The sequence below is a fragment of the Streptomyces sp. BHT-5-2 genome (assembly GCF_019774615.1).
GTDB lineage: Bacteria > Actinomycetota > Actinomycetes > Streptomycetales > Streptomycetaceae > Streptomyces.
The window spans coordinates 2,861,002-2,883,656 of record NZ_CP081496.1 but is presented as its reverse complement, the minus strand read 5'-3'; the positions used below and the strand labels follow the sequence as shown (position 1 = coordinate 2,883,656).

Sequence of the window (22,655 nt, the reverse complement as noted above, 5' to 3'; positions counted from 1 at the left end):
GCGTCTGGTCCGGTGCGCCGCCGCGGATGATGACACACGGCGGACAACCGAACCATAGACCGATCCCGGGCCCGGGGCACGACCGGGGTGGCACCTTGAGGGGAACAACACAGATCGACTGGAATGCGCGCCTTGCCGTATTTCGCCCGGCCCCTCCGATCCGTTCCCCGACCGATTCCCCGACCGGTTCCCCGGTCCGGCCGCGGCGGGGCCGGACCACAGGACGGGGCGGGGCGCCACCCCCGCCCCGCCACCCCACTCCTCGCAGCCGAGCACACCCGGGCGCACCCGGCGCACCCGGTCACGGCCGGTCGCGCCCGGTCACACCCGGGGCAGCGACTCCGCCTCGATCCCGCCCTCGATGGCGAGGATGCGGTGCAGCCGGGTGGCGACCAGCAGCCGCTGCATCTGCGGCGGCACCCCGCGCAGCACCAGCCGGCGGTTGTTGCGGCCGGCCCGGCGGTGCACGCCCATGATCACGCCGAGGCCGGTGGCGTCCCACGAATCCAGCTCGGTCAGGTCCAGCACCAGATCACCCCGGCCGGAGTCCACGGCGGCGTGCAGGGCCGTGCGGGCGTCCGCCGCGCTGCGGACGTCGAGTCGGCCCCCGACGACCAGCTCGGCGTGGTCGCCCCTGATGTGCATATGCGCTCCCCGATGTCATGGGTTGTGGTGCATTGTCGTCTACCGATCTGACTGCCTCTCATACGGCGAAGTTGCCGTCTGTAAGCGAACCGATACCGAAATCACCCCGGCGGGTGACCCGTCGGGGTACAGCCCTGACGCGGTATCAGTGGGTGTAGAAGCCCTGGCCGCTCTTGCGGCCGATGTCGCCGGCGTCCACCATGCGGCGCATGATCTCCGGCGGGGCGAACTTCTCGTCCTGGGACTCGGTGTAGATGTTCTCGGTGGCGTGCAGCAGGATGTCGACGCCTGTCAGGTCGGCGGTGGCCAGCGGCCCCATCGCGTGGCCGAAGCCCAGCCGGCAGGCGATGTCGATGTCCTCGGCGCTGGCCACGCCCGACTCGTAGAGCTTGGCGGCCTCGACGACCAGCGCCGAGATCAGCCGGGTGGTGACGAAGCCGGCCACGTCGCGGTTGACCACGATGCAGGTCTTGCCGACCGACTCGGCGAACTCCCGGGCGGCGGCGAGGGTTTCGTCGCTGGTCTTGTGGCCGCGGACCAGCTCGCAGAGCTGCATCATCGGCACCGGCGAGAAGAAGTGGGTGCCGACCACCCGCTCGGGCCGGGAGGTGGCCGCGGCGATCTTGGTGATCGGGATCGCGGAGGTGTTGGAGGCCAGCACCGCGTCTTCCTTGGCGAGCTTGTCCAGCGCCTGGAAGATCTCCCGCTTGACCTCGACCTTCTCGAAGACCGCCTCCACGACGACGTCCGCGTCGGCGACCGCGTCCAGGTCGGTGGTGGTGGTGATGCGGCCCAGCGCGTCCTCGGCGGCGGCCGCCTCCAGCTTGCCCTTGGCCACGAACTTCTCGTAGGAGGCCGCGATGCCGCCCTTGCCGCGGGCCAGCGCCTCGTCCGTCACATCACGGAGGACGACGTCCCAGCCGGCCTGGGCCGAGACCTGCGCGATCCCGGAACCCATCAGTCCGGCGCCGATGACGGCAAGCTTCTTTGCCACTGCTTGTCCCCTCACACCCTGTGCATTTGACGGTCCCCAGTGACGTTAGCGGTCACCGGCGATCGATTGGCGGGGAAGAGATGCGCGTCACTCCCACCCGTCACCCGACCGCCACCCCCCAACGAGGCCCTTCGGGCCGCAGCGCCTCTCTTCCATGACGGACATCACAGCCGCGGGTTGCGGCGGGCACCCGGAAGGCCGTCAGCCCGCCGCCCCCGGCACGTAGTTGAGGGGCTTTCCGCCGGGCGCCGGCACCGTCCCGTCCCGTCCCGTCCCGTCCCACACGACGAACGCCTGGGCGGAGCCCGCGGTGCTGCCCTCCGCGAAGGGCCCGCGGCCGGGTCTTCCGCCGGGCCGCGGCGTAGTCTCGCTCGTATGGTGAATCTGACCCGCATCTACACCCGTACCGGAGACAAGGGCACCACCGCGCTCGGCGACATGAGCCGGACCGCCAAGACCGACGCCCGCATCGCGGCGTACGCGGACGCCAACGAGGCCAACGCGGCGATCGGCGTGGCGCTGGCCCTCGGTGCGCTGCCGGAGGAGATCACCGCGGTGCTGCTGCGGGTGCAGAACGACCTCTTCGACGTCGGCGCCGACCTCGCGACGCCCGTCGTGGAGAACCCCAAGTTCCCGCCGCTGCGCGTCGAGCAGTCCTACGTCGACAAGCTGGAAGCGGACTGCGACCGCTTCCTCGAAGGGCTGGAGAAGCTGCGCAGCTTCATCCTCCCCGGCGGCACCCCCGGCGCCGCCCTGCTCCACCAGGCGTGCACCGTCGTCCGCCGGGCCGAACGCTCCACCTGGGCGGCCCTGGAGGAGCACGGCGAGACCATGAACGCACTCACCGCCACCTACCTCAACCGCCTCTCGGACCTCCTGTTCATCCTGGCCCGGACGGCCAACAAGGAGACCGGGGACGTGCTGTGGGTACCGGGCGGCGAGCGCTGAAGCCCCGCCGCCCCCGCCTCAGCGGACGCTCTTCTCCCGGGGCCGGGCCGGCGACTCCTCCGGCGCGGTCCGGTCCTTGGGGGCCTTCTTCGGCCAGATGAGATACGTCAGCACGATCACGGCGTGGATCGCCACGATGCGCAGGCCGGTCCCCTGCCAGCTGCGCAGCGACGAGACGTCGCCGTCACCGCCGACGTACCAGATCGCGCCCTGCAGCAGTGCCGCCGCCACCGCGGCCATCAGCACCGTGCGCAGCCACAGCTTCGCCTCGTGCGTGAGGGCGTCCCGGCCGTAGCGTTTGACCGGGGGCGGGCCGCCGGCGAAGCGGTGCGCGACGTGCACGTCCACCCATGTGATCGTGTAGTGGCCGTAGGCGACGGTGTAGCCGATGTAGAGGGCGGCCAGGCCGTGCTTCCAGTCCGCGGTGGCGCCGTTCTTCAGGTCGATCGCGGTGACGACCAGCAGCGCCAGTTCCAGCAGCGGTTCCAGCAGCAGCACCACCGCCCCGGTCCTCGGCATCCGCGCCAGATAGCGCAGCGCCAGACCCGCGACGAGCAGCACCCAGAAGCCGACCTCGCAGGCGATGATCAGTGTGACGACCACGGTGACTCTCCTCTCCGGCCGCCCCGCGCCCCGGGCGTTTCCGGGGCTCCCGCCGAGCGGAGCGACCTCGTCCAGCGTCCCAGCCACCGGCGCCCGGAACGTCACCGGCGACGACGATCCGGTGCTGCATCTTTCGATGTAGTCGGCCTGGTCCGCGGGGTGGCGGCGGAGCGCGCCGGCGCCGTGTTGGATGGAGGGGTGACCGCCAGAGCCCTCGCCGCCCCCGGACGCCCGCGCCGCCACGACGTGCTCATCGCCGGCGGCGGCCTGGCCAGCGGGGTGCTGTTGCGGGCGCTGCACCTGCACGGCGGGCCGCCGCTGCTCGGCCTGCCCGCGTCGCTGAACCTGCTCGCACTGACCGTCATGGCCGGGGCCGAACTCCTCCGCCGGACCGCTCCGTTGGCCGCGCTGGCCCTCGCCGTACCGGCGCTGGCACTGGACTTCTGCACCGGCACCCTGATCGCCACCGTCCTGATGTTCACCGACGTCGTCTACGCCGCGGTGCTCTACGGCCCACCGGCCGCGGCCCGCCGGATCCCACTCGCCTCGGAACTGGTGTCGGTGCTGGCCACGGCCGTGACGGCGGCGTTCTGGCACAACCCGCAGGTGCTGCTGATCGGCATCGGCATCGCGCTGGTCACGGTGGCCCCGGCGTGGACCGGCCTGATCATCCGCAACCACCGGGACGCCGCGCAGACCGCCCGGCTGCGGGCCGAACAGACCGCGCTGCTGGCCGAGATGGACCGCACCCAGGCGGTGGCCGGCGAACGCGCCCGGATGGCTCGGGAACTGCACGACCTGGTCGCCAACCACCTGTCCGCGATCGCCATCCACGCCACCGCCGCGCAGACCCTCGACGAGCCCGCCGCGACCCGTGCCGCGCTCGGCGTGATCCGCGAGAACAGCGTCCAGGGCCTGGCCGAAATGCGGAGGCTCATCGGCCTGTTGCGGGACGCGAACGCCGGGGAGGAGCCGGCGGCCACCCCCACCCTCGACGGGCTGGAAGCCCTGATCGCCCAGGCCCGTGCCAACGGCGCCGCCAGCGGCCTGGAGTTCGTCCTCGACGACGACCGCCGGGCGGCTGGTGCGGGCGCTGAACGGCCGCCCGCACCGGTCGAGTTGGCGGCGTACCGCATCGTCCAGGAGTCGCTGACCAACGCGCTCAAGCACGCCGCGCCCGGCGAGGTCCGGGTGCGGATCGCCGACGGTCCCGGCGGGGCACTCGCCGTCACCGTCCGCAGCCCGTACGCCGACCGGCCGGGGCCGCGCGCACCCGGTTCCGGGGCCGGCCTGGTCGGTATGCGGGAGCGGATCGCCCTGCTGGGCGGGGAGTTCGACGCCGGCCCGGAAGGCGGGCCGGACGGAAGCGTCTGGCTGGTCCGGGCAGCACTGCCCGCCGCCGGGGAGGGAGAGCAACGATGACCGGTGCCGCCGAGCGGCCCGTCCGGGTCCTGGTCGCCGAGGACCAGTCCGCCGTACGGGCCGGGCTGGTCCTCATCCTGGGGTCCGCGCCCGACATCGAGGTCGCCGGGGAGGCCCTGGACGGCGAGGAGGCGGTCCGCCTGGCCGAGGCGCTGCGCCCCGACCTCGTCCTCATGGACATCCAGATGCCGCGGCTGGACGGGGTCTCGGCCACCCGCCGGATCACCGAGGAGGGGCTGGCCGACGTCCTGGTGCTGACCACCTTCGACCTGGACGAGTACGTCTTCGGCGCGCTGCGCGCGGGCGCCGCGGGCTTTCTGCTCAAGGACAGCGACGCGCCGACGCTGCTCGGCGCGGTGCGCACGGTGGCGGCCGGCGAGGGGCTGATCGCGCCGGCGGTGACCCGGCGGCTGCTCGCCGAGTTCGCCCGGGCGCGGCCGGCGGCCCGGCGGTCACGGGACCGGACGGCCCCGGACCCGGCGGTCCTGGACACGCTGACACCGCGCGAGCGGGAGGTGCTGGGATGCCTGGGCGAGGGCCTGTCGAACGCCGATATCGCGCTGCGCCTGGCGATGGCCGAGGCCACCGTGAAGACCCACGTCAGCCGGCTGCTGAACAAGCTGGCGCTCCGCAGCCGCCTCCAAGCGGCCGTACTGGCCCAGGAGTTGGGGGTGGAGGCGCCGTGAAGGGGGCTGTGCGCGGTGAGAAGAGACTGGCGTCGTGGGGGCTGGCTCGGGGGGGGCGGGGGTGCCGTAGGGGCCACCCGAACGGATCCCGTAGGGGTCGCGACGCCCCCCTGCGGGGCCACAACGGCCGAGCGGCGGAGAAATATTCCGGGTCGCCGCACGCCCCGACCGACCCTGCTCGCCCCTTCTCAGTCCCTCACGCCACGTTCACCCGCTGTCCGGGTGGGGCCGCCTCCAGCCAGGCGAGGAAGCCGGTGAGGGCGTCCTCGCTCATCGCCAGTTCGACGCGGATGCCGCCATGGGCGCAGGCCAGCACGATGGAGTCGGAGAGCAGCGCGAGCTCCTCCTCGCCCTGCGGGGTGCGGCGCGCCAGCACCTCGATGGCGGAGCGCTCCAGCAGGCGACGGGGCCGGGGCGCGTACGAGAACACCCGGAACCACTCGATCCGGTCGCCGTTGTACCGCGCCACGCCGTAGATCCAGCCCTTGCCGCTGGGCTCGTCCTCCGGCACGTTCCAGCGCAGGCTGCAGTCGAAGGTGCCGCCGGGTCGCTGGATGAGCCGTCGTCTCAGTCCGAAGACGAACAGCCCCAGCAGGACCAGCAGCACGACCGCGCCGCTCACAAGCAGAGCGAGGACCATCTCGACCGACCTCCTCGCCTCGGTGGGGGTGGCCCCGGACGGGGTCCGGGGCAGGGAAACGCACCTGCATTGCCTCAGCCGCGGACCGCTCCGGAAGTCCGGGCAGCCCGCGGCTGAGGATCGATCTCGTCGGTGACGGAGCTCAGTGAGCGCCCGCCACCGCGCGCAGCCGGACGTCGGCGCGGCGCTCGGCGGCTGCGTCAGCATCCGACTTCGCCCGCTCCAGTGCCCGCTCCGCACGCTGGACATCGATCTCGTCCGACAGCTCGGCGATCTCCGCGAGCAGAGACAGCTTGTTGTCGGCGAACGAGATGAAGCCGCCGTGCACCGCGGCGACGACGGTGCCGTCCCCGCTCTCCCCGGTCGTACGAATCGTCACCGGGCCCGACTGCAGCACGCCGAGCAGCGGCTGGTGTCCGGGCATGACGCCGATGTCGCCCGACGAGGTGCGCGCGACGACCAGGCTGGCCTCGCCGGACCAGACCTGCCGGTCCGCGGCGACCAACTCGACGTGCAGCTCAGCCACGATGGCTCCTCGGGTCTCCACCTGCCTGGTGTGGCAGATGTTGGGTCAAATACTAGTGGTCGTACGGGCCGGGGACGGCCAGGGCCGCCCCCGGTCCGGGAGCACGGGTCAGGAGACGCCAAGCTCCTTGGCGTTCTTCTTGAGGTCCTCGAGACCACCGCACATGAAGAACGCCTGCTCCGGGAAGTGGTCGAACTCGCCGTCGGCGATCGCGTTGAAGGCCGCGATCGACTCGTCCAGCGGCACGTCCGAACCGTCGACACCGGTGAACTGCTTCGCCACGTGGGTGTTCTGGGAGAGGAAGCGCTCGATCCGGCGGGCGCGGTAGACCGTGAGCCGGTCCTCCTCGCTGAGCTCGTCCATACCCAGGATGGAGATGATGTCCTGGAGGTCCTTGTACTTCTGCAGGATCGACTTCACGCGCGAGGCGCAGTTGTAGTGGTCCTGCGAGATGTAGCGCGGGTCCAGGATCCGGGACGTCGAGTCCAGCGGGTCGACCGCCGGGTAGATGCCCTTCTCCGAGATCGGACGCGAGAGAACGGTGGTCGCGTCCAGGTGGGCGAAGGTGGTCGCCGGCGCCGGGTCGGTCAGGTCGTCCGCGGGGACGTAGATCGCCTGCATCGAGGTGATCGAGTGACCGCGGGTCGAGGTGATGCGCTCCTGGAGGAGACCCATCTCGTCGGCCAGGTTCGGCTGGTAGCCCACCGCGGAGGGCATCCGGCCGAGCAGGGTCGAGACCTCGGAACCGGCCTGGGTGAAGCGGAAGATGTTGTCGATGAAGAACAGCACGTCCTGCTTCTGGACGTCGCGGAAGTACTCGGCCATGGTGAGGCCGGCCAGCGCGACGCGCAGACGGGTGCCCGGGGGCTCGTCCATCTGACCGAAGACCAGCGCGGTCTTGTCGATGACGCCGGAGTCGGTCATCTCCTCGATGAGGTCGTTGCCCTCACGGGTGCGCTCGCCGACACCGGCGAACACCGACACACCGTCGTGGTTGTTGGCCACGCGGTAGATCATTTCCTGGATCAGAACGGTCTTGCCGACACCGGCGCCACCGAACAGACCGATCTTGCCGCCCTTGACGTACGGGGTCAGCAGGTCGATGACCTTGATGCCGGTCTCGAACATCTCGGTCTTCGACTCGAGCTGGTCGAAGGACGGGGCCTTGCGGTGGATCGCCCAGCGCTCGGTGACCTCGGAAGCCGCCTCCGGCTTGTTGAGGATCTCGCCGAGGGTGTTGAACACCTTGCCCTTGGTGATGTCACCGACCGGAACGGTGATGCCGTTGCCGGTGTTGGTCACCGTGGCCTGGCGGACCAGGCCGTCGGTGGGCTGCATGGAGATCGCCCGGACGAGGCCCTCGCCGAGGTGCTGCGCGACCTCGAGCGTGAGGGTCTTGGTGGCACCGGCCTCGGCGGGGTCGGCGACCTCGACGGTCAGCGCGTTGTAGATGTCGGGCATCGCGTCGACGGGGAACTCCACGTCGACGACCGGGCCGATGACCCGGGCGACGCGGCCCGTGGCAGCGGCCGTCTCAACAGTGGTGGTCATAGTTGTCAGTCACTCCCCGCGGTCGCGTCGGCCAGTGCGGCACTGCCGCCGACGATCTCGCTGATTTCCTGGGTGATTTCGGCCTGGCGGGCCGCATTGGCAAGCCGCGAGAGCGACTTGATGAGGTCTTCCGCGTTGTCGGTCGCCGACTTCATCGCACGCCGGGTGGCGGCGTGCTTGGAGGCGGCGGCCTGCAGCAGCGCGTTGTAGATCCGCGACTCCACGTACCGCGGCAGCAGGGCGTCCAGGACGTCCTCGGCCGACGGCTCGAAGTCGTAGAGCGGGAGGATCTCGCCCTTGGACTTCTCTTCGGACTCTTCCGCGGCGGCCTTGTCCAGGGACAGCGGCAGCAGACGGTCGTCCAAAGCGTTCTGCGTCATCATCGAGACGAACTCGGTGTAGACGATGTGGAGTTCGTCCACCCCGCCCTCGGCGGTGTCCTTCTGGACCGCCTCGATCAGCGGGGCGGCGACCTTCTTGGCGTCGCCGTAGTTCGGGCTGTCGGTGAAGCCGGTCCACGACTCCACGACCTTCCGCTCGCGGAAGCCGTAGTACGACACACCCTTGCGGCCGACGATGTAGGTGTCGACCTCCTTGCCCTCGGCCTTGAGGCGCTCGGTGAGCGCCTCCGCGGCCTTGATGACGTTGGAGGAGTAGGCACCGGCCAGACCGCGGTCGCTCGTGATGAGCAGCAGCGCGGCCCGGGACGCCTTCTCGGTCTCGGTGGTCAGCGGGTGCTGGGTGTTCGAACCCGTGGCAACCGCGGTCACCGCGCGGGTCAGTTCACTGGCGTACGGCGTCGATGCCGCCACCTGGCGCTGCGCCTTGACGACGCGCGAGGCGGCGATCATCTCCATCGCCCTGGTGATCTTCTTGGTCGCGGAGACGGAGCGGATGCGACGCTTGTAGATCCGGAGCGAGGCTCCCATGGATCAGGTCCCTTCCGTCGTCACTTGCCGGAGGCCGGGGTGTCCTCGCCGAGCAGCTTGCCGTCCGAGGTCTCGAACTGCCGCTTGAAGGCGTCGACCGCGTCGGCGATGGCACCGATGGTGTCGTCGGACATCTTGGCGCCCTCGCGGATGCTGGTCAGCAGGTCCTTCTTCTCCCGGCGGAGGTGGTCGAGGAGCTCGCGCTCGAAGCGGCGGATGTCCGCGACCGGCACGTCGTCCATCTTGCCGTTGGTGCCGGCCCAGATGGAGATGACCTGGTCCTCGGTGGCCATCGGCGCGTACTGGTCCTGCTTGAGCAGCTCGGTCATGCGCTGACCGCGGCCCAGCTGGGCCTTCGAGGCCGCGTCCAGGTCGGAACCGAAGGCGGCGAACGCCTCCAGCTCGCGGTACTGGGCGAGGTCCACGCGGAGCCGGCCGGAGACCTGGCGCATGGCCTTGTGCTGGGCCGAACCACCGACGCGGGAGACCGAGATACCGACGTTCAGTGCCGGACGCTGGTTGGCGTTGAACAGGTCCGACTCCAGGAAGCACTGGCCGTCGGTGATGGAGATGACGTTGGTCGGGATGAACGCCGAGACGTCGTTGGCCTTGGTCTCGACGATCGGCAGACCGGTCATCGAGCCGGCGCCCATGTCGTCGGAGAGCTTGGCGCAGCGCTCCAGCAGACGCGAGTGCAGGTAGAAGACGTCGCCCGGGTACGCCTCACGGCCCGGCGGGCGGCGCAGCAGCAGGGAGACGGCGCGGTAGGCGTCGGCCTGCTTCGAGAGGTCGTCGAAGATGATCAGGACGTGCTTGCCCTGGTACATCCAGTGCTGGCCGATGGCCGAGCCGGTGTAGGGCGCGAGGTACTTGAAGCCCGCCGGGTCGGACGCCGGGGCGGCGACGATGGTGGTGTACTCCAGGGCACCGGCCTCCTCCAGCGCGCCGCGCACGGACGCGATGGTGGAGCCCTTCTGGCCGACGGCGACGTAGATGCAGCGGACCTGCTTCTTCGGGTCGCCGGAGCGCCAGTTGTCGCGCTGGTTGATGATCGTGTCGACGGCCAGGGCGGTCTTGCCGGTCTGGCGGTCGCCGATGATCAGCTGACGCTGGCCGCGGCCGATCGGCACCATGGAGTCGACGGCCTTGTAGCCGGTCTCCATGGGCTCGTGGACCGACTTGCGGACCATGACGCCGGGGGCCTGCAGTTCGAGGGCGCGGCGGCCTTCGGTCTCGATCTCGCCGAGGCCGTCGATCGGGTTGCCCAGCGGGTCGACGACGCGGCCGAGGTAGCCCTCGCCCACGGCGACCGAGAGCACCTCGCCGGTGCGCTGCACCGGCTGGCCCTGCTCGATGCCGCTGAACTCGCCGAGGATGACCGCACCGATCTCGCGCTCTTCGAGGTTGAGCGCGAGGCCGAGGGTGCCGTCCTCGAACTTCAGCAGTTCGTTCGCCATCGTCGAGGGCAGGCCCTCGACGTGCGCGATACCGTCACCGGCATCGCTGACCGTGCCGACCTCTTCGCGCGAGGCCGCGTCCGGCTTGTACGCCTGGACGAAGTTCTCCAGTGCGTCCCGGATCTCCTCCGGCCGGATCGTGAGCTCCGCCATCTGGGTTCCCTGCTCTCCTTGTTGGGCCCGAAGTTACGTGCGGTGTCCGGGGGCTCGTCCCCCACGGGCTTTCCGCTTACGGCCCAACTCGGGCCGCCGTCGTGCTTGTGCTGTTCTCCGGGGCGTCGTCCGGACCACGGCCGGACCTGTCGGTCCGGCGGGTCCGGTGTCCGGCCGCCGGGTGTGCAGCTCTTGAGTTGGTGGCTGGGTCAGCCGGCCATCCGACGGGCTGCCTCGTCGAGGCGGTCCGCGATGGTCCCGTTGATGACCTCGTCGCCGATCCGGACCTGGACGCCGCCGAGGACCTCGGGGTCCACGTCGAGGTTCAGGTGGATCTGCCGTCCGTACAGTGCGGCCAGTGCCGCGCCGAGGCGCTGCCGCTGTCCGTCGCTGAGCGGCACCGCGGAGGTGACCACCGCGACCATCCGGTCCCGGCGGGCCGCCGCCAGCTTGGAGAGGGCGTCGAGCCCTGCCTCCAGGCTACGGCCCCGCGGCTGTGCGACAAGACGGATCACCAGCCGCTCGGTGACCGGGTTGGCCCGGCCGCCCAGCAGCGTGTGCAGCAGCTCCGTCTTGGCGGAGACCGTCGCGCTCCGGTCGGTGAGGGCGCGGCGGAGCTCGGCGCTGGACGCGATGATCCGGCCGAACCGGAACAGCTCGTCCTCGACGTCGTCCAGCCGTCCGTCCCGCTGGGCCGCGACGAGGTCGGCGCTGTAGGCCAGCTCCTCGATCGCGTCCGGCAGGTCGCGGGAGCGCGACCAGCGGGCGCGGACCATTCCGGTCACCAGGTCGAGCGCGGCCTCGCCGACCTGGCCGCCGAGCAGCCGCCGGGCCAGCTCGGCCCGCGCCTCGGCGGGCTGCGCCGGGTCGGTGAGGACCCGACGCAACGACACCTCGCGGTCGAGCAGAGCGGTGACGGCAGCCAGCTCCTCGGCGAGGTTCGCGGCGTCGACGGAGGTGTTGTCCGTCAGCGCGTTGAACTGCTCGCGTGCGGAGGCGAGTGCCTCGCGGCTCGCTCCATTCATCGGCCGGCCTCAGCCTTCGTCACGTCCGACGCCGCCTTGGCCTCGAGGTCGTCGAGGAAGCGGTCGATGGTCCGGCTCTGCCGGGCGTGGTCCTCGAGGGACTCGCCGACGAGCTTGCCGGCCAGTTCGGTGGCGAGCTTGCCCACGTCCTGGCGCAGCGACTGGGCGGCCGCCTTGCGGTCCGCCTCGATCTGGGCGTGGCCGGCGGCGATGATCTCCTCACGCTGCCGCTGGCCCTCGGCGCGCATCTCGGCGATGAGCGTCGCGCCCTGCTCCTGCGCCTCCTGGCGCAGACGCGCGGCCTCGTGGCGGGCGTCGGCGAGCTGGGCCCGGTAGTCCGCGAGAACCTGCTGCGCCTCGGCCTGGGTCGCCTCGGCATCCTCGATACGGCCTTCGATCTGCGCCCGGCGCTCGTCCAGAACCTTGTTGATGTTCGGGAGGAGCTTCTTGGCGAGGAAGCCGAAGACGATGAAGAAAGCGATCAGGCCGATGACAAGCTCTGGAATCGGCGGGACGAGGGGGTTCTCGGGAACCTCCACCGCCAAGTTCAGGGCGTTCACATCAGTGCCTTCCGTCTGAATGGATAGTCGATGCGGCTTCGGTTTACTTGTAGACGAAGCCCATGACGATGCCGATCAGGGCGAGCGCCTCACAGAAGGCGAAACCCATCATCTGGTTGGTGCGGATCAGGCCGGCGGCCTCGGGCTGGCGGGCCAGGGCCTGGGTGCCGTTACCGAAGATGATGCCGACGCCGACGCCGGGGCCGATGGCGGCGAGGCCGTAACCGATCGACGCGACGTTGCCGACCACCGTGGTCTTGGCGGAGTCGCCGGCGGCGGCGAGGTGGTTGACCATCTCGAGAGCAGCGGACATGCCGTTACTTCCTTCTCGTTTCACGTACCGGTGGGGGTTGGCCACCGGACAGCTGTTGGTATGGGGAGGCGGGGTGCTCAGTGGTGCTCGGCGAGCGCGCCCTGGACGTAGTTGCAGGCCAGAAGGACGAAGATGTACGCCTGGATGGCCTGGATGAACAGCTCGAAGGCCGTCATCAGGAGGGTCATGACGAACGAGGCGCCGGCGTAGGCGAAGCCGATGCCGTTCATCAGGTACCAGCTCGCGACGGTGAACATCACGATCAGCAGGTGGCCCGCAAACATGTTCGCGAAGAGTCGTACCGCGTGGGTGAACGGCCGGATGATCAGGTTCGAGAGCAGCTCGATGACCATCAGCAGCGGCAGGACCCAGCCGAGCGACTTGTCATAGCCGGTGAAGTTCTTGAAGGCGCCGACGAAGCCGTGCTTCTTGAAGGTGAGGAAGACCCACAGGATGTAGACGACCGCGGCCAGTCCGGCGGGGAACGCGATGATCGAGGTCACCGGGAAGGAGGCGACCGGAATGATCGACCACAGGTTCATGATCCACACGAAGAAGAACAGCGAGACCATGAAGGGGACGTACTTGTCGCCCTCCTTCTTCCCCAGCGCGTCGTAGACGAGTCCGCGTCGGACGAAGTCGTAGCCCGCCTCGCCGATCATCTGGAGCTTTCCGGGCACCACCTTCGCCCGGCCGAATGCAGCCCAGAAGAACCACACCACGACGACCGTGCTGAGCAGTGCCAGCAGCATCGGCTTGTTGAACTCGAATCCGCCGATGGTGAAGAGCGGCTCGAAGACAAAGTTATGGAGCCCGGGAGCATCAAAACCGCACCCGGAAAAGATGTGGCAGTCGGTCTCGAAGGCGAGCATCGTTTCAGCACTCACCGCGAGCTCCTTCAGCGTGGCGCATAGGTACGGCAACCTCGTTGTGTCGGCGCGGCGTTGAGCCACGGAGCGGCACTGGACTGGTCTTACGGATTGGGGGGCGGCTGGTCGGCGCAGGGCCGGACCGGATCACAGGCATTGGCCGCGAGAACTTCCCGGTCCGCTTCGTGGACTCCGGGAGCTCAGCCGCCTGCGCCAGCAGCGCCGCAGTTGGCACCGGACGATAGCAGGCCCGCATGAGGCCGTTTATCTCGGCCCTACGTGTCACGTCGGCGACCCCGCCGTCTCGGCCGTCTCGGCCTTCGCGGAGTCGGGATCCACGTACAGGATCTTCGCCTTCATGTGGCCGCGCGCCTGGGCGGCGATCCACACGAGGGTGGCTGCGAGCAGGGTGAACGCAAATGCCTTGGTGTCGAAGAGAGTTGTGCCCTTGAAGGCGATGAGGAACACCGCCACGAACAGGATCTGCACCGTGTACAGCAGCAGGCCCATCATCTGGAACAGCTGCGGAAGCTTCTTGGCGGTCTGCTGCAGGACGAAGAGTCCGGCCCCCATCACCAGCACCACCAGCACGGTGCCGACGACGCCGCCGATCGCTCCTGTGGCACCGGCGACCAGACCGCTCACGGCGACGGCGACGGCGCCGACGGCAAGGGTGGGCACGGCGGCTTGAAGAAGGAGTCGGGCGTCATTCGACTGCATGGTGGCGCTCCGGCATTGGGTGGGGGTGTGTCGTCAGGGACGAGCGTAGACCCGGCCTGAGGGAGAACCTGAGGCCGAAGGGCCGTCGCACTACGGTCCTTCGGCTCTGTCGCCGGGTTTCGTGAACGGTATCACAAACTATTTGATGAGGTCTTTACCTGGTTCGTGTGGATCCTGTCACACGTGAGAGTGACAGCGCCCATAGGTGCACTGACAGGCCGTCACTTGTCTGATATGGGGTCAACCGTCCCGATTCCCGGCGCACTTTCGAGCGACCTCGGCCCCCCTCAGCGATGACTCCCCGCCTTCCGGCGGTCCACGAAGCGTGACCGGTCGCCGATCGCCGTGGCGCCGTGGATCCCGGCCGGAACGGCCGGCCGGCGCTCCTCGCCCGCCGCCCCGTCGGCCGCGCCGCCCGCGTCCTCCGCCGCCGGCGCGCCCGTGCCGGCCACCGCGCGGACGACCCGGCGGTAGCGCGGCGGCACCAGTCGCTCGGCCCACAGCGGGGCCCGCGGGGTGAAGCGCGGCAGCAGGAGCAGCACCAGGCCGACGGCGCTGAGCAGCACGATTCCCAGGACGATCCACATGCTGGCGTCGTTCGCCGAGTACGCCACCGCGCCGAACGCGATCAGCGCCGACCAGAAGTACATGATCAGCACCGCGCGGCTGTGGGAGTGACCGATCTCCAGCAGGCGGTGGTGCAGGTGCCCGCGGTCCGCCGCGAACGGCGACTGGCCCTTCCAGGTCCGTCGCACAATGGCCAGAATCAGGTCCGCGACCGGCACCGCGATGATCGTCAGCGGCAGCAGCAGCGGGATGTAGACCGGCACCATCGCGTGGGTCGCCTCGCGCAGACCGCCCGCCTTCTGGTTGAGCAGGTCGGGGTCGACCTGGCCGGTCAGCGAGACCGCGCCGGCCGCCATCACCAGGCCGATCAGCATGGAGCCGGAGTCGCCCATGAAGATCCGCGCGGGGTGCATGTTGTGCGGCAGGAAGCCCAGGCACATGCCCATCAGGACGACCGAGAACAGCGTGGCCGGCGCCGCGGCCTCGATGCCGTAGCCGAACCAGAGCCGGTACGTGTACATGAAGAACGCTGCGGCGGCGATGCAGACCATGCCGGACGCCAGGCCGTCCAGGCCGTCGACGAAGTTCACCGCGTTGATGGTGATGACGACCAGCGCGACGGTCAGCAGCGTGCCCTGCATGGGGGTCAGCGCGACGGTGCCGATGCCGGGGACCGGGAGGTAGAGGATCGTCAGCCCCTGGAGGACCATCACGCCCGCGGCGATCATCTGGCCGCCGAGCTTGACCAGGGCGTCCACGCCCCACTTGTCGTCGAGCACGCCGAGGATCCAGATCAGCGCGGCGCCGGAGAGCAGCGCCCGGGGCTCGTTGGTCTCGAAGACGCTCTTGAGGTTGGTCAGGTGCCCGGCGACCAGCAGCCCCGCGCACAGCCCGCCGAACATCGCGATCCCGCCCAGTCGGGGGGTCGGCTCGCGGTGCACGTCACGGGCGCGGATCTCCGGCACGGCACCGGCGGCGATCGCGAACTTCCGCACCGGGCCGGTCAGCAGGTAGGTCACCGCGGCAGTGACGCACAGCGTCAGCAGGTATTCACGCACGGGCTGCCCCATCGAGATAGCTGGCCATCACAGCCCCACACCTTATGCGCGTCCGCCCCCGGGCCGTGAACACAGGGGAATACCCGAGAGGACGCCGGGGCCCCCGCCGGCGGTTCCGCGGACCGGACGGATCAGGACCGATCGGGATAGGGCGGGAACCGGCCGACCAGCCCCGCGACGGCCGCCCGCACCGCGCCGTCCTCCCGCAGCGCCGCCCCGATCAGCTCGGCGATCCGGTGCATCTCCGCCTCCCCCATGCCCTGCGTCGTCACCGCGGCGGTGCCCAGCCGGATCCCGGTCGGGCACCGCCCGGAGCCCGTGGACGGCCCCCCGCCCGGCAGTGCGCAGGTGTCCAGCACGATCCCGGCGGCCGCCAGCCGGCCGCGGGCGGTGCGCGCCTCCACGCCGAGCCCCGTGGTGTCCGCGGTGATCAGGTGGGTGTCGGTGCCGCCGGTGGTGACCGCCAGGCCCTCCGCGGCCAGTCCGTCGGCCAGCGCCCGGGCGTTGGCGATCACCTGGTGCGCGTAGCCGCGGAACGCGGGCGTGGCGGCCTCCGCGAAGGCCACGGCCTTGGCGGCGACCGCGTTCATCTGGGCACCCCCCTGGGTGAACGGGAACACCGCGCGGTCGATGCGGTCGGCCAGCCGCGCCCGGCACAGGATCATCCCGCCGCGCGGCCCGCGCAGCACCTTGTGGGTGGTGGCGCACACCACGTCGGCGTACGGGACCGGGCTGGGCGCCGCGCGGCCCGCGATCAGTCCCATCGGGTGGGCCACGTCGGCGATCAGGTAGGCGCCGGTCTCGTCGGCGATGTCGCGGAGCGCGGCGTAGTCGATGTGCCGCGGATAGGAGATCGAGCCGCAGACCAGGGCCTTGGGGCGGCGCTCGCGGGCCAGTGCGCGGATCGCGCCGTAGTCGAGCAGCCCGCTGTCGCCGTCGACGCCGTAGCCGGCGAAGTCGAACCAGCGGCCGGAGAAGTTGGCCGGCGAGCCGTGGGTGAGGTGCCCGCCGTGCGGCAGGGACATCGCCAGGACGGTGTCGCCGGGGCGCAGCAGGGCGGCGTAGGCGGCGAGCACGGCCGAAGACCCCGAGTGGGACTGGACGTTGGCGTGTTCGGCGCCGAACAGGGCCTTGGCGCGCTCCACCGCGATCCGTTCGGCGAGGTCGACGATCTCGCAGCCGCCGTGGTGTCGGGCGCCCGGATAGCCCTCGGCGTACTTGTTGCTCAGCGGGGAGCCGAGGGCGGCCAGCACCGCGGGCGAGACGAAGTTCTCGGCGGCGATCAGCTGGAGCCCCTCGCTCTGCCGGGCGCTCTCGGCCAGCAGGACGCCGGCGATCTCCGGGTCCTGGTCGAGCAGCGTGGCGAAGTCCGGTGAGCCGGGCGGGCGGGTGAGTTCGTCGCGGACGGCGGTCCGCGCCTGCCACTCGGCGGTCTCGGCCGCCTCGGCGGTCCGGGGCGCGGCGGCCGGGGGGCGGCCGGCGGCGGAGGTACGGCGGGATGACGCGGTGGTGGCGGGCATCGCTGGCTCCGGGCCTCGTACGGGGACCAGGGCACGTCGCACGTGCCCCCAGGGCCCGTCCGGACCTCGTGCTCCCGGGCAGGCCCCAATCCCAATGTAGGCGCGGCAGGGGGTTCGGGCGCGGCGGGTGGGGCGGTCGGGGGCCCGGGGCCGGCCCACGGGCCGCCAAGGGCCCTCCAGGGCCGTTCCCCGGGGTGGTTACGCCGGTGCCGGGACCCCGGTGAGGGCCGTGACGACCGGGTCGAGCGCGCGGTTGATCTCGTCGCCGATCGAGCGGAAGAACGTGATCGGCGCGCCGTAGGGGTCGTGGACCTCGTCGGACTCCGGGTTGGGCGCCAGCAGCCAGCCGCGCAGCGCGGCGGCCGCGCCGACCAGCGCGCGGGCCCGCTCGACCAGTCCGCCGTCGGGCAGGCCGGGGTCGGGCGCCGGCAGGGTGGCCGGATCTATGGCGCGAACCAGCCGGTTGAACTCCTTCAGGGTGAAGGTCCGCAGCCCGGCGGAGTGCCCCATCGAGATCACCTGCGCACGGTGGTCGCGGGTCGCGGTGAGCACCAGGTCGGCGCGGATGACGTGCTCGTCGAGCAGTTCGCGGCCGATGAAGCCGGCCGGGTCCGCGCCGTAGTCGGCGAGCACGGTCGCGGCGTGCGCCTCCATGGGCGCGCCCTCATGGCCCCAGGTGCCCGCGCTCTCCACGAGGAGGCCGCAGCCGCGGACCGCCTGCGAGGAGCCCAGCCGCTCCTCCAGCGCATGGCGGTGCAGCCGCTCGGTGATCGGCGAGCGGCAGACGTTGCCGGTGCTGACGTGGAGGATCCGGAAGCAGGGCGCGTGGTCCGCCGGGACGAGGAGGGGGTCGTCGCCTGGTCCCGCTATGCCACGCCCCTGCGGCGGGGGCATCAATGCGACACCTCGAGCTCGGGTACGACCTTGCGGAGCTCCTCCGCACTGATCGCGCCCTCGCGCAGCAGCACCGGCACCGTGCCGGTGACGTCCACGATCGAGGACGGCACGGCGGCCGGGGTCGGGCCGGCGTCGAGGTAGACCGAGACGGAGTCGCCGAGCATCTCCTGGGCGGCGTCGCAGTCCTGCGGCGACGGATGGCCGGTGAGGTTGGCGCTGGAGACCGCCATCGGGCCGAACTCGGTGAGCAGCTCGATCGCGACCGGGTGCAGCGGCATGCGGACCGCGACCGTGCCGCGGGTCTCGCCGAGGTCCCAGGTCAGCGACGGCTGGTGCTTGGCGACGAGGGTGAGTGCCCCCGGCCAGAACGCGTCGACCAGCTCCCACGCCTGCTCGGAGAACTCGGTGACCAGGCCGTGCAGGGTGTTGGGGGACCCGACCAGGACCGGGGAGGGCATGCCCCGGCCGCGGCCCTTGGCCTCCAGCAGGTCACCGACGGCGTCCGGGCTGAAGGCGTCCGCACCGATGCCGTAGACGGTGTCGGTCGGCAGCACGACCAGCTCGCCGCGGCGGACGGCCGAGGCGGCCTCACGCAGGCCGGTCGCGCGGTCGGTCGCGTCGCTGCAGTCGTATCGCCGTGCCATTAGCGGTCCTCCTCGTGCGGAACGAATACTTCGGATGCATCGGGTGCATCGGGCGCCGGGGCGGTGCGGTTCATGGCGTCGCCCGGCGCGCGGTGGCGAATCGGGGCCGGTTGTTGAGGTCGGGGTGGTCGGCCGCGTCGGCCCAGCCCCGCTCCTCGTTGAAGATCCACGGCACCTGCCCGCCCTGGGTGTCGGCGTGCTCGATGACGACCACGCCGCCGGGGCGCAGCAGGCGGTGTGCGGTCCGCTCGATGCCCCGGATGGTGTCCAGGCCGTCCTCGCCGGAGAACAGCGCCAGCTCCGGATCGTGGTCGCGGGCCTCGGGGGCGACGTACTCCCACTCGGTGAGCGGGATGTACGGCGGGTTGGAGATCACCAGGTCGACCTGCCCGTCCAGCTCGGGGAGCGCGGTGAGCGCATCGCCGTGGTGGAGAACGACGCGGGACCCCTCCACGTTCTTGCGGGCGTAGCCCAGGGCGTCCTCGGAGAGCTCCACGGCGTGCACCCGCGACCGGGGGACCTCCTGCGCCAGGGCGAGGGCGATCGCCCCCGAGCCGGTGCAGAGGTCGACGATCAGGGGCTCGACGACGTCCATGGCGCGCACCGCGTCTATGGCCCAGCCGACCACCGACTCGGTCTCCGGGCGGGGCACGAACACCCCTGGCCCGACGGCGAGTTCGAGGTAGCGGAAGAACGCCCGGCCGGTGATGTGCTGGAGCGGCTCGCGCGCCTCGCGGCGGGCGATGGCCTCCCAGTAGCGGGCGTCGAAGTCCGCGTCGGGGACCGTGTGCAGCTGGCTGCGCCTGACGCCGTGCACGTGCGCGGCCAGCTCCTCCGCGTCGAAGCGCGGCGAGGGCACGCCGGCATCGGCCAGCCGCTGGGTGGCCTGGGCCACCTCCGCGAGCAGCAACGATCGGGAGTTCGGGGGGCGCCCCCCGGAATCGTGCGGCACTGGTCCTCCAGCCGGTACGTCCTGGTCTTGCGGTCTTACTGGGCGGCGGCGAGCTTGGCCGCCGCGTCGGCGTCGACGCACGCCTGGATGACGGGGTCCAGCTCGCCGTCGAGCACCTGGTCCAAGTTGTACGCCTTGAAGCCCACCCGGTGGTCGGAGATGCGGTTCTCCGGGAAGTTGTACGTGCGGATGCGCTCCGAGCGGTCGACGGTGCGCACCTGGCTGCGCCGGGCGTCGGACGCCTCCTTCTCGGCCTCCTCCTGGGCCGCGGCCAGCAGTCGCGAGCGGAGGATGCGCAGGGCCTGCTCCTTGTTCTGGAGCTGGCTCTTCTCGTTCTGGCAGGAGACCACGATGCCGGTGGGCAGGTGGGTGATCCGGACCGCGGAGTCGGTGGTGTTGACGGACTGGCCGCCGGGCCCGGACGAGCGGTAGACGTCGATCCGCAGGTCGTTGGCGACGACCTCGACCTCGACCTCCTCGGCCTCGGGCGTGACCAGCACGCCGGCCGCGGAGGTGTGGATCCGGCCCTGCGACTCGGTGGCGGGCACCCGCTGGACGCGGTGCACCCCGCCCTCGTACTTCAGCCGCGCCCAGACGCCCTGTCCCGGCTCGGTGGCACCGCCGCCGCCCTTGGTCTTCACCGCGACCTGGACGTCCTTGTAGCCGCCGAGGTCGGACTCGTTGGCGTCGAGGATCTCGGTCTTCCAGCCGACCCGCTCGGCGTACCGCAGGTACATCCGCAGCAGGTCGCCGGCGAACAGTGCGGACTCCTCGCCGCCCTCGCCGGCCTTGACCTCCAGGATCACGTCCTTGTCGTCGCTGGGGTCGCGCGGGACGAGCAGCAGCCGGAGCTTCTCGGTGAGCTCCTCGCGGAGGGCCTCCAGCTCCTTGACCTCGTCGGCGAAGTCCGGGTCGTCCGCGGCCAGTTCCCGGGCGGTCCCGATGTCGTCGCCGGTCTGCTTCCAGGAGCGGTAGGCGGCGATGATCGGGGTCAGCTCCGCGTAGCGCTTGTTGAGCCGCATGGCCTCGCGCTGGTCCGCGTGGACCGCCGGGTCGGCCAGCCGCTTTTCGAGGTCGGCGTGCTCGCCGACCAGTTCTTCGACCGCCTCGAACATCGTGTGTTCCTCTGCTGACTGCTGGTGTGACTTCCCGGGGCGACTGTGCCCCACTGCCGCGGTGCGGCGGGCCGTCCCCCGGCCGGGCGGGCAGAGGGTACGGACGACAAAGACGCCGGTCCGGTCCCCCCTGTCCAGGGGCGACCGGAGACCGGCGCCTTGCGGGTCGCTACTTCTTGGCGGCCTGGGCGGACTTGCCGAAGCGGGCCTCGAAGCGGGCCACGCGGCCGCCCGTGTCCAGAATCTTCTGCTTGCCCGTGTAGAACGGGTGGCACTCGGAGCAGATGTCGGCGCGGATGGTGCCGCCGGCGACGGTGCTACGGGTGGTGAAGGACGCGCCACAGGTGCAGCTGACCTGGGTCTCGACGTACTCCGGGTGGATGTCGCGCTTCAAGGGATTCTCCTAGGTTCGGGAGTGCACCGGGTCGTGGCGCGGATTGCGTCACGTGAACCGGGGCCGACGGTCCAGTCTGCCAGCACTGGCCGTATCTCCCAAAACCGGGGTACGGCCGGAGCTATTCCCGTGCGGCCGGCGGGCGGGCGCGGGGCGGGTGACGTGCGGGGCGGCTACTTGACGTAGTGGGACGTGCCGCCCTTGTCACCCGCGGAGCCCTTGAGCGCGGACTTCGGGATGGCCTGGTCGTTGCGGAGCGCGTCCCAGACCATGCGGCCCTGGGCGGTGAGCGGCAGCACCCGGTCGGGGTCGACCGGGTCGTAGGTCACCGGGAGCGTCACCATGTCGATGCCGTCGGAGGGTATCCCGCCGAGTTCCTTGGCCAGGCCGGACAGGGCGGTGACGGAGTTCAGGTCGGTGTCGGTGGTGACGGCCTTGGTGGCGGTGTCGGCGATGTCGTAGAGCTTGCCCGGGTTGGAGAACACGCCGACGCTGCGGACCTGCTGCATCAGTGCCTTGACGAAGGTCTGCTGGAGCTGGATGCGGCCCAGGTCGCTGCCGTCGCCGCCGGGGACGCCGTGCCGGGTGCGGACGAGGCCGAGGGCGTCCTCGCCGCCCAGGGTGTGCGTGCCGGGCTTGAGGTGCAGGTGGCTGTACTTGTCGTCGATCGCCTTGGTGGTGGTGATCTGCACGCCGCCGAGGGCGTCGATGAGCTTCTTGAAGCCGGTGAAGTCGACCTCGACGAAGTGGTCCATGCGGATCCCGCTCATCGACTCGACGGTCTTGACGGCGCAGGCCGGGCCGCCGACCTCGAAGGCGGTGTTGAACATCGCCCGGCGCTGGCCGTGGACGGTCCGGCCGCCGTTGGTGCAGTCGGGCCGGGTGACCAGGGTGTCCCTGGGGATGCTGACGACGCTGGCCTTCTTGTGGCCCTTGAAGACGTGGACGACCATCGCGGTGTCGGAGCGGGCGCCGCCCTCGTCCCGGCCGTAGGAGGAGTTCTTGCCGGAGCGGGAGTCGGAGCCCATGACGAGGATGTCGATGGAGCCGTTGTCGACGTTCTGCGGGCGGTCCTTGCCGAGGGCGGCGTTGATGTCGACGCCCTTGAGGTTGCCGTTGAACTTGAAGTAGAGGTAGCCGAGCCCCGCGCCGCCGAGCAGGACGACGCCGACCAGTGCGCACAGCGTGGTGGTGAGGACCCGGCGGCGCCGGGTGCGGGTCTTGCGTCGCCGGCCGGTGGCACGTAGGGAACGGCCGCGGTCTCCGGCCGGCCGCGGGGTCCCGTCGCTCTGCGCCATCTGTTCCTCAGTCCTTCGTCGGTCGACTGCGCCTCTCCGTCGCCCTGTCGCAGGCGGTCGATTGCCCAGTCAGACGGGAGGCCGACCGGAAGGGTTGCACAGCGCGTTATGAGCGTTTTCTTAGAAGAACGGGGCGCACAGGACCGGCTCGGGGGCCCGGGGGCGGCTC

Annotated in this window: 24 protein-coding genes; 3 read left to right on the top strand and 21 right to left on the bottom strand. The window is 70.9% G+C overall.

Annotated features, from left to right (window positions below; translation table 11 throughout):
- Window positions 1-321: 321 nt before the first annotated feature.
- Window positions 322-645 (bottom strand): STAS domain-containing protein, encoded by a 324-nt coding sequence (locus K2224_RS12870; RefSeq protein WP_018536077.1) that lies wholly within the window; start codon window positions 643-645, stop codon window positions 322-324.
- A 145-nt stretch (window positions 646-790) separates the two neighbouring features.
- Window positions 791-1,639 (bottom strand): 3-hydroxyacyl-CoA dehydrogenase family protein, encoded by an 849-nt coding sequence (locus tag K2224_RS12865; RefSeq protein ID WP_221906691.1) that lies wholly within the window; start codon window positions 1,637-1,639, stop codon window positions 791-793.
- A 375-nt stretch (window positions 1,640-2,014) separates the two neighbouring features.
- Here K2224_RS12865 and K2224_RS12860 point away from each other — a divergent pair, with 375 nt between their 5' ends.
- On the top strand, window positions 2,015-2,587 hold the full coding sequence (locus K2224_RS12860; protein ID WP_221906690.1) for a cob(I)yrinic acid a,c-diamide adenosyltransferase: 573 nt from the start codon (window positions 2,015-2,017) through the stop codon (window positions 2,585-2,587).
- A gap of 18 nt (window positions 2,588-2,605) precedes the next feature.
- Here the strand turns inward: K2224_RS12860 and K2224_RS12855 are convergent, their stop codons facing one another.
- Window positions 2,606-3,190, bottom strand: a complete 585-nt coding sequence (locus K2224_RS12855) for a hypothetical protein (protein WP_221906689.1) — start codon at window positions 3,188-3,190, stop codon at window positions 2,606-2,608.
- A gap of 198 nt (window positions 3,191-3,388) precedes the next feature.
- On the opposite strand from K2224_RS12855, the gene K2224_RS12850 reads away from it, so the two are divergent.
- Both K2224_RS12850 and K2224_RS12845 read left to right on the top strand, forming a co-directional pair.
- A complete protein-coding gene (locus tag K2224_RS12850) occupies window positions 3,389-4,612 on the top strand; it encodes a sensor histidine kinase (RefSeq protein WP_221906688.1) in 1,224 nt (407 codons plus the stop codon).
- Window positions 4,609-5,298, top strand: a complete 690-nt coding sequence (locus K2224_RS12845; protein ID WP_221906687.1) for a response regulator transcription factor — start codon at window positions 4,609-4,611, stop codon at window positions 5,296-5,298. The genes K2224_RS12850 and K2224_RS12845 overlap by 4 nt, the downstream gene beginning before the upstream one ends.
- Window positions 5,299-5,494: 196 nt before the next feature.
- On the opposite strand, the gene K2224_RS12840 is transcribed toward K2224_RS12845, so the two are convergent.
- The 18 genes from K2224_RS12840 to K2224_RS12755 all read right to left on the bottom strand — a co-directional run bounded on the left by K2224_RS12840 (window position 5,495) and on the right by K2224_RS12755 (window position 22,486).
- The gene (locus tag K2224_RS12840; protein ID WP_221906686.1) at window positions 5,495-5,938 is read right to left on the bottom strand and encodes a DUF2550 domain-containing protein; all 444 of its coding nucleotides are present in this window, start codon (window positions 5,936-5,938) and stop codon (window positions 5,495-5,497) included.
- Between the two features lie 142 nt (window positions 5,939-6,080).
- Complete coding sequence (locus tag K2224_RS12835; protein WP_018536084.1) at window positions 6,081-6,464, bottom strand: F0F1 ATP synthase subunit epsilon; 384 nt, start codon at window positions 6,462-6,464, stop codon at window positions 6,081-6,083.
- A 108-nt stretch (window positions 6,465-6,572) separates the two neighbouring features.
- Window positions 6,573-8,015, bottom strand: coding sequence for a F0F1 ATP synthase subunit beta (gene atpD, locus K2224_RS12830; protein ID WP_221906685.1), 1,443 nt, complete (start codon window positions 8,013-8,015; stop codon window positions 6,573-6,575).
- A gap of 5 nt (window positions 8,016-8,020) precedes the next feature.
- Entirely contained in the window at window positions 8,021-8,944 is a 924-nt protein-coding gene (locus K2224_RS12825) for a F0F1 ATP synthase subunit gamma (protein ID WP_221906684.1), read from the bottom strand.
- Between the two features lie 20 nt (window positions 8,945-8,964).
- On the bottom strand, window positions 8,965-10,554 hold the full coding sequence (atpA, locus tag K2224_RS12820) for a F0F1 ATP synthase subunit alpha (RefSeq protein WP_221906683.1): 1,590 nt from the start codon (window positions 10,552-10,554) through the stop codon (window positions 8,965-8,967).
- Between the two features lie 209 nt (window positions 10,555-10,763).
- The gene (locus K2224_RS12815) at window positions 10,764-11,579 is read right to left on the bottom strand and encodes a F0F1 ATP synthase subunit delta (RefSeq protein WP_221906682.1); all 816 of its coding nucleotides are present in this window, start codon (window positions 11,577-11,579) and stop codon (window positions 10,764-10,766) included.
- Window positions 11,576-12,139 (bottom strand): F0F1 ATP synthase subunit B, encoded by a 564-nt coding sequence (locus K2224_RS12810; RefSeq protein ID WP_221906681.1) that lies wholly within the window; start codon window positions 12,137-12,139, stop codon window positions 11,576-11,578. Before K2224_RS12810 ends, K2224_RS12815 begins: the two co-directional genes overlap by 4 nt.
- 43 nt (window positions 12,140-12,182) lie before the next feature.
- Entirely contained in the window at window positions 12,183-12,452 is a 270-nt protein-coding gene (atpE, locus tag K2224_RS12805) for an ATP synthase F0 subunit C (RefSeq protein ID WP_221906680.1), read from the bottom strand.
- A gap of 77 nt (window positions 12,453-12,529) precedes the next feature.
- The gene (gene atpB, locus K2224_RS12800) at window positions 12,530-13,324 is read right to left on the bottom strand and encodes a F0F1 ATP synthase subunit A (protein WP_221909642.1); all 795 of its coding nucleotides are present in this window, start codon (window positions 13,322-13,324) and stop codon (window positions 12,530-12,532) included.
- A gap of 279 nt (window positions 13,325-13,603) precedes the next feature.
- Window positions 13,604-14,041 (bottom strand): hypothetical protein, encoded by a 438-nt coding sequence (locus tag K2224_RS12795; protein WP_221906679.1) that lies wholly within the window; start codon window positions 14,039-14,041, stop codon window positions 13,604-13,606.
- A gap of 287 nt (window positions 14,042-14,328) precedes the next feature.
- Window positions 14,329-15,678, bottom strand: a complete 1,350-nt coding sequence (locus tag K2224_RS12790) for an MraY family glycosyltransferase (RefSeq protein ID WP_221906678.1) — start codon at window positions 15,676-15,678, stop codon at window positions 14,329-14,331.
- A 119-nt stretch (window positions 15,679-15,797) separates the two neighbouring features.
- Window positions 15,798-17,186: a serine hydroxymethyltransferase gene (gene glyA / locus K2224_RS12785; protein ID WP_221906677.1), complete on the bottom strand. Its 1,389-nt coding sequence runs from the start codon at window positions 17,184-17,186 to the stop codon at window positions 15,798-15,800.
- A 198-nt stretch (window positions 17,187-17,384) separates the two neighbouring features.
- Entirely contained in the window at window positions 17,385-18,080 is a 696-nt protein-coding gene (locus K2224_RS12780) for a protein-tyrosine-phosphatase (protein ID WP_221906676.1), read from the bottom strand.
- Window positions 18,080-18,727, bottom strand: coding sequence for an L-threonylcarbamoyladenylate synthase (locus K2224_RS12775; protein ID WP_221906675.1), 648 nt, complete (start codon window positions 18,725-18,727; stop codon window positions 18,080-18,082). The genes K2224_RS12780 and K2224_RS12775 overlap by 1 nt, the downstream gene beginning before the upstream one ends.
- A 70-nt stretch (window positions 18,728-18,797) precedes the next feature.
- Window positions 18,798-19,679 (bottom strand): peptide chain release factor N(5)-glutamine methyltransferase, encoded by an 882-nt coding sequence (gene prmC, locus K2224_RS12770; protein ID WP_221906674.1) that lies wholly within the window; start codon window positions 19,677-19,679, stop codon window positions 18,798-18,800.
- Between the two features lie 35 nt (window positions 19,680-19,714).
- Window positions 19,715-20,794, bottom strand: coding sequence for a peptide chain release factor 1 (gene prfA / locus K2224_RS12765; protein ID WP_221906673.1), 1,080 nt, complete (start codon window positions 20,792-20,794; stop codon window positions 19,715-19,717).
- 169 nt (window positions 20,795-20,963) lie between these two features.
- Complete coding sequence (gene rpmE / locus K2224_RS12760) at window positions 20,964-21,188, bottom strand: 50S ribosomal protein L31 (RefSeq protein ID WP_018536099.1); 225 nt, start codon at window positions 21,186-21,188, stop codon at window positions 20,964-20,966.
- A 173-nt stretch (window positions 21,189-21,361) separates the two neighbouring features.
- Window positions 21,362-22,486 (bottom strand): LCP family protein, encoded by a 1,125-nt coding sequence (locus K2224_RS12755; protein WP_221906672.1) that lies wholly within the window; start codon window positions 22,484-22,486, stop codon window positions 21,362-21,364.
- Between the last annotated feature and the right edge of the window lie 169 nt (window positions 22,487-22,655).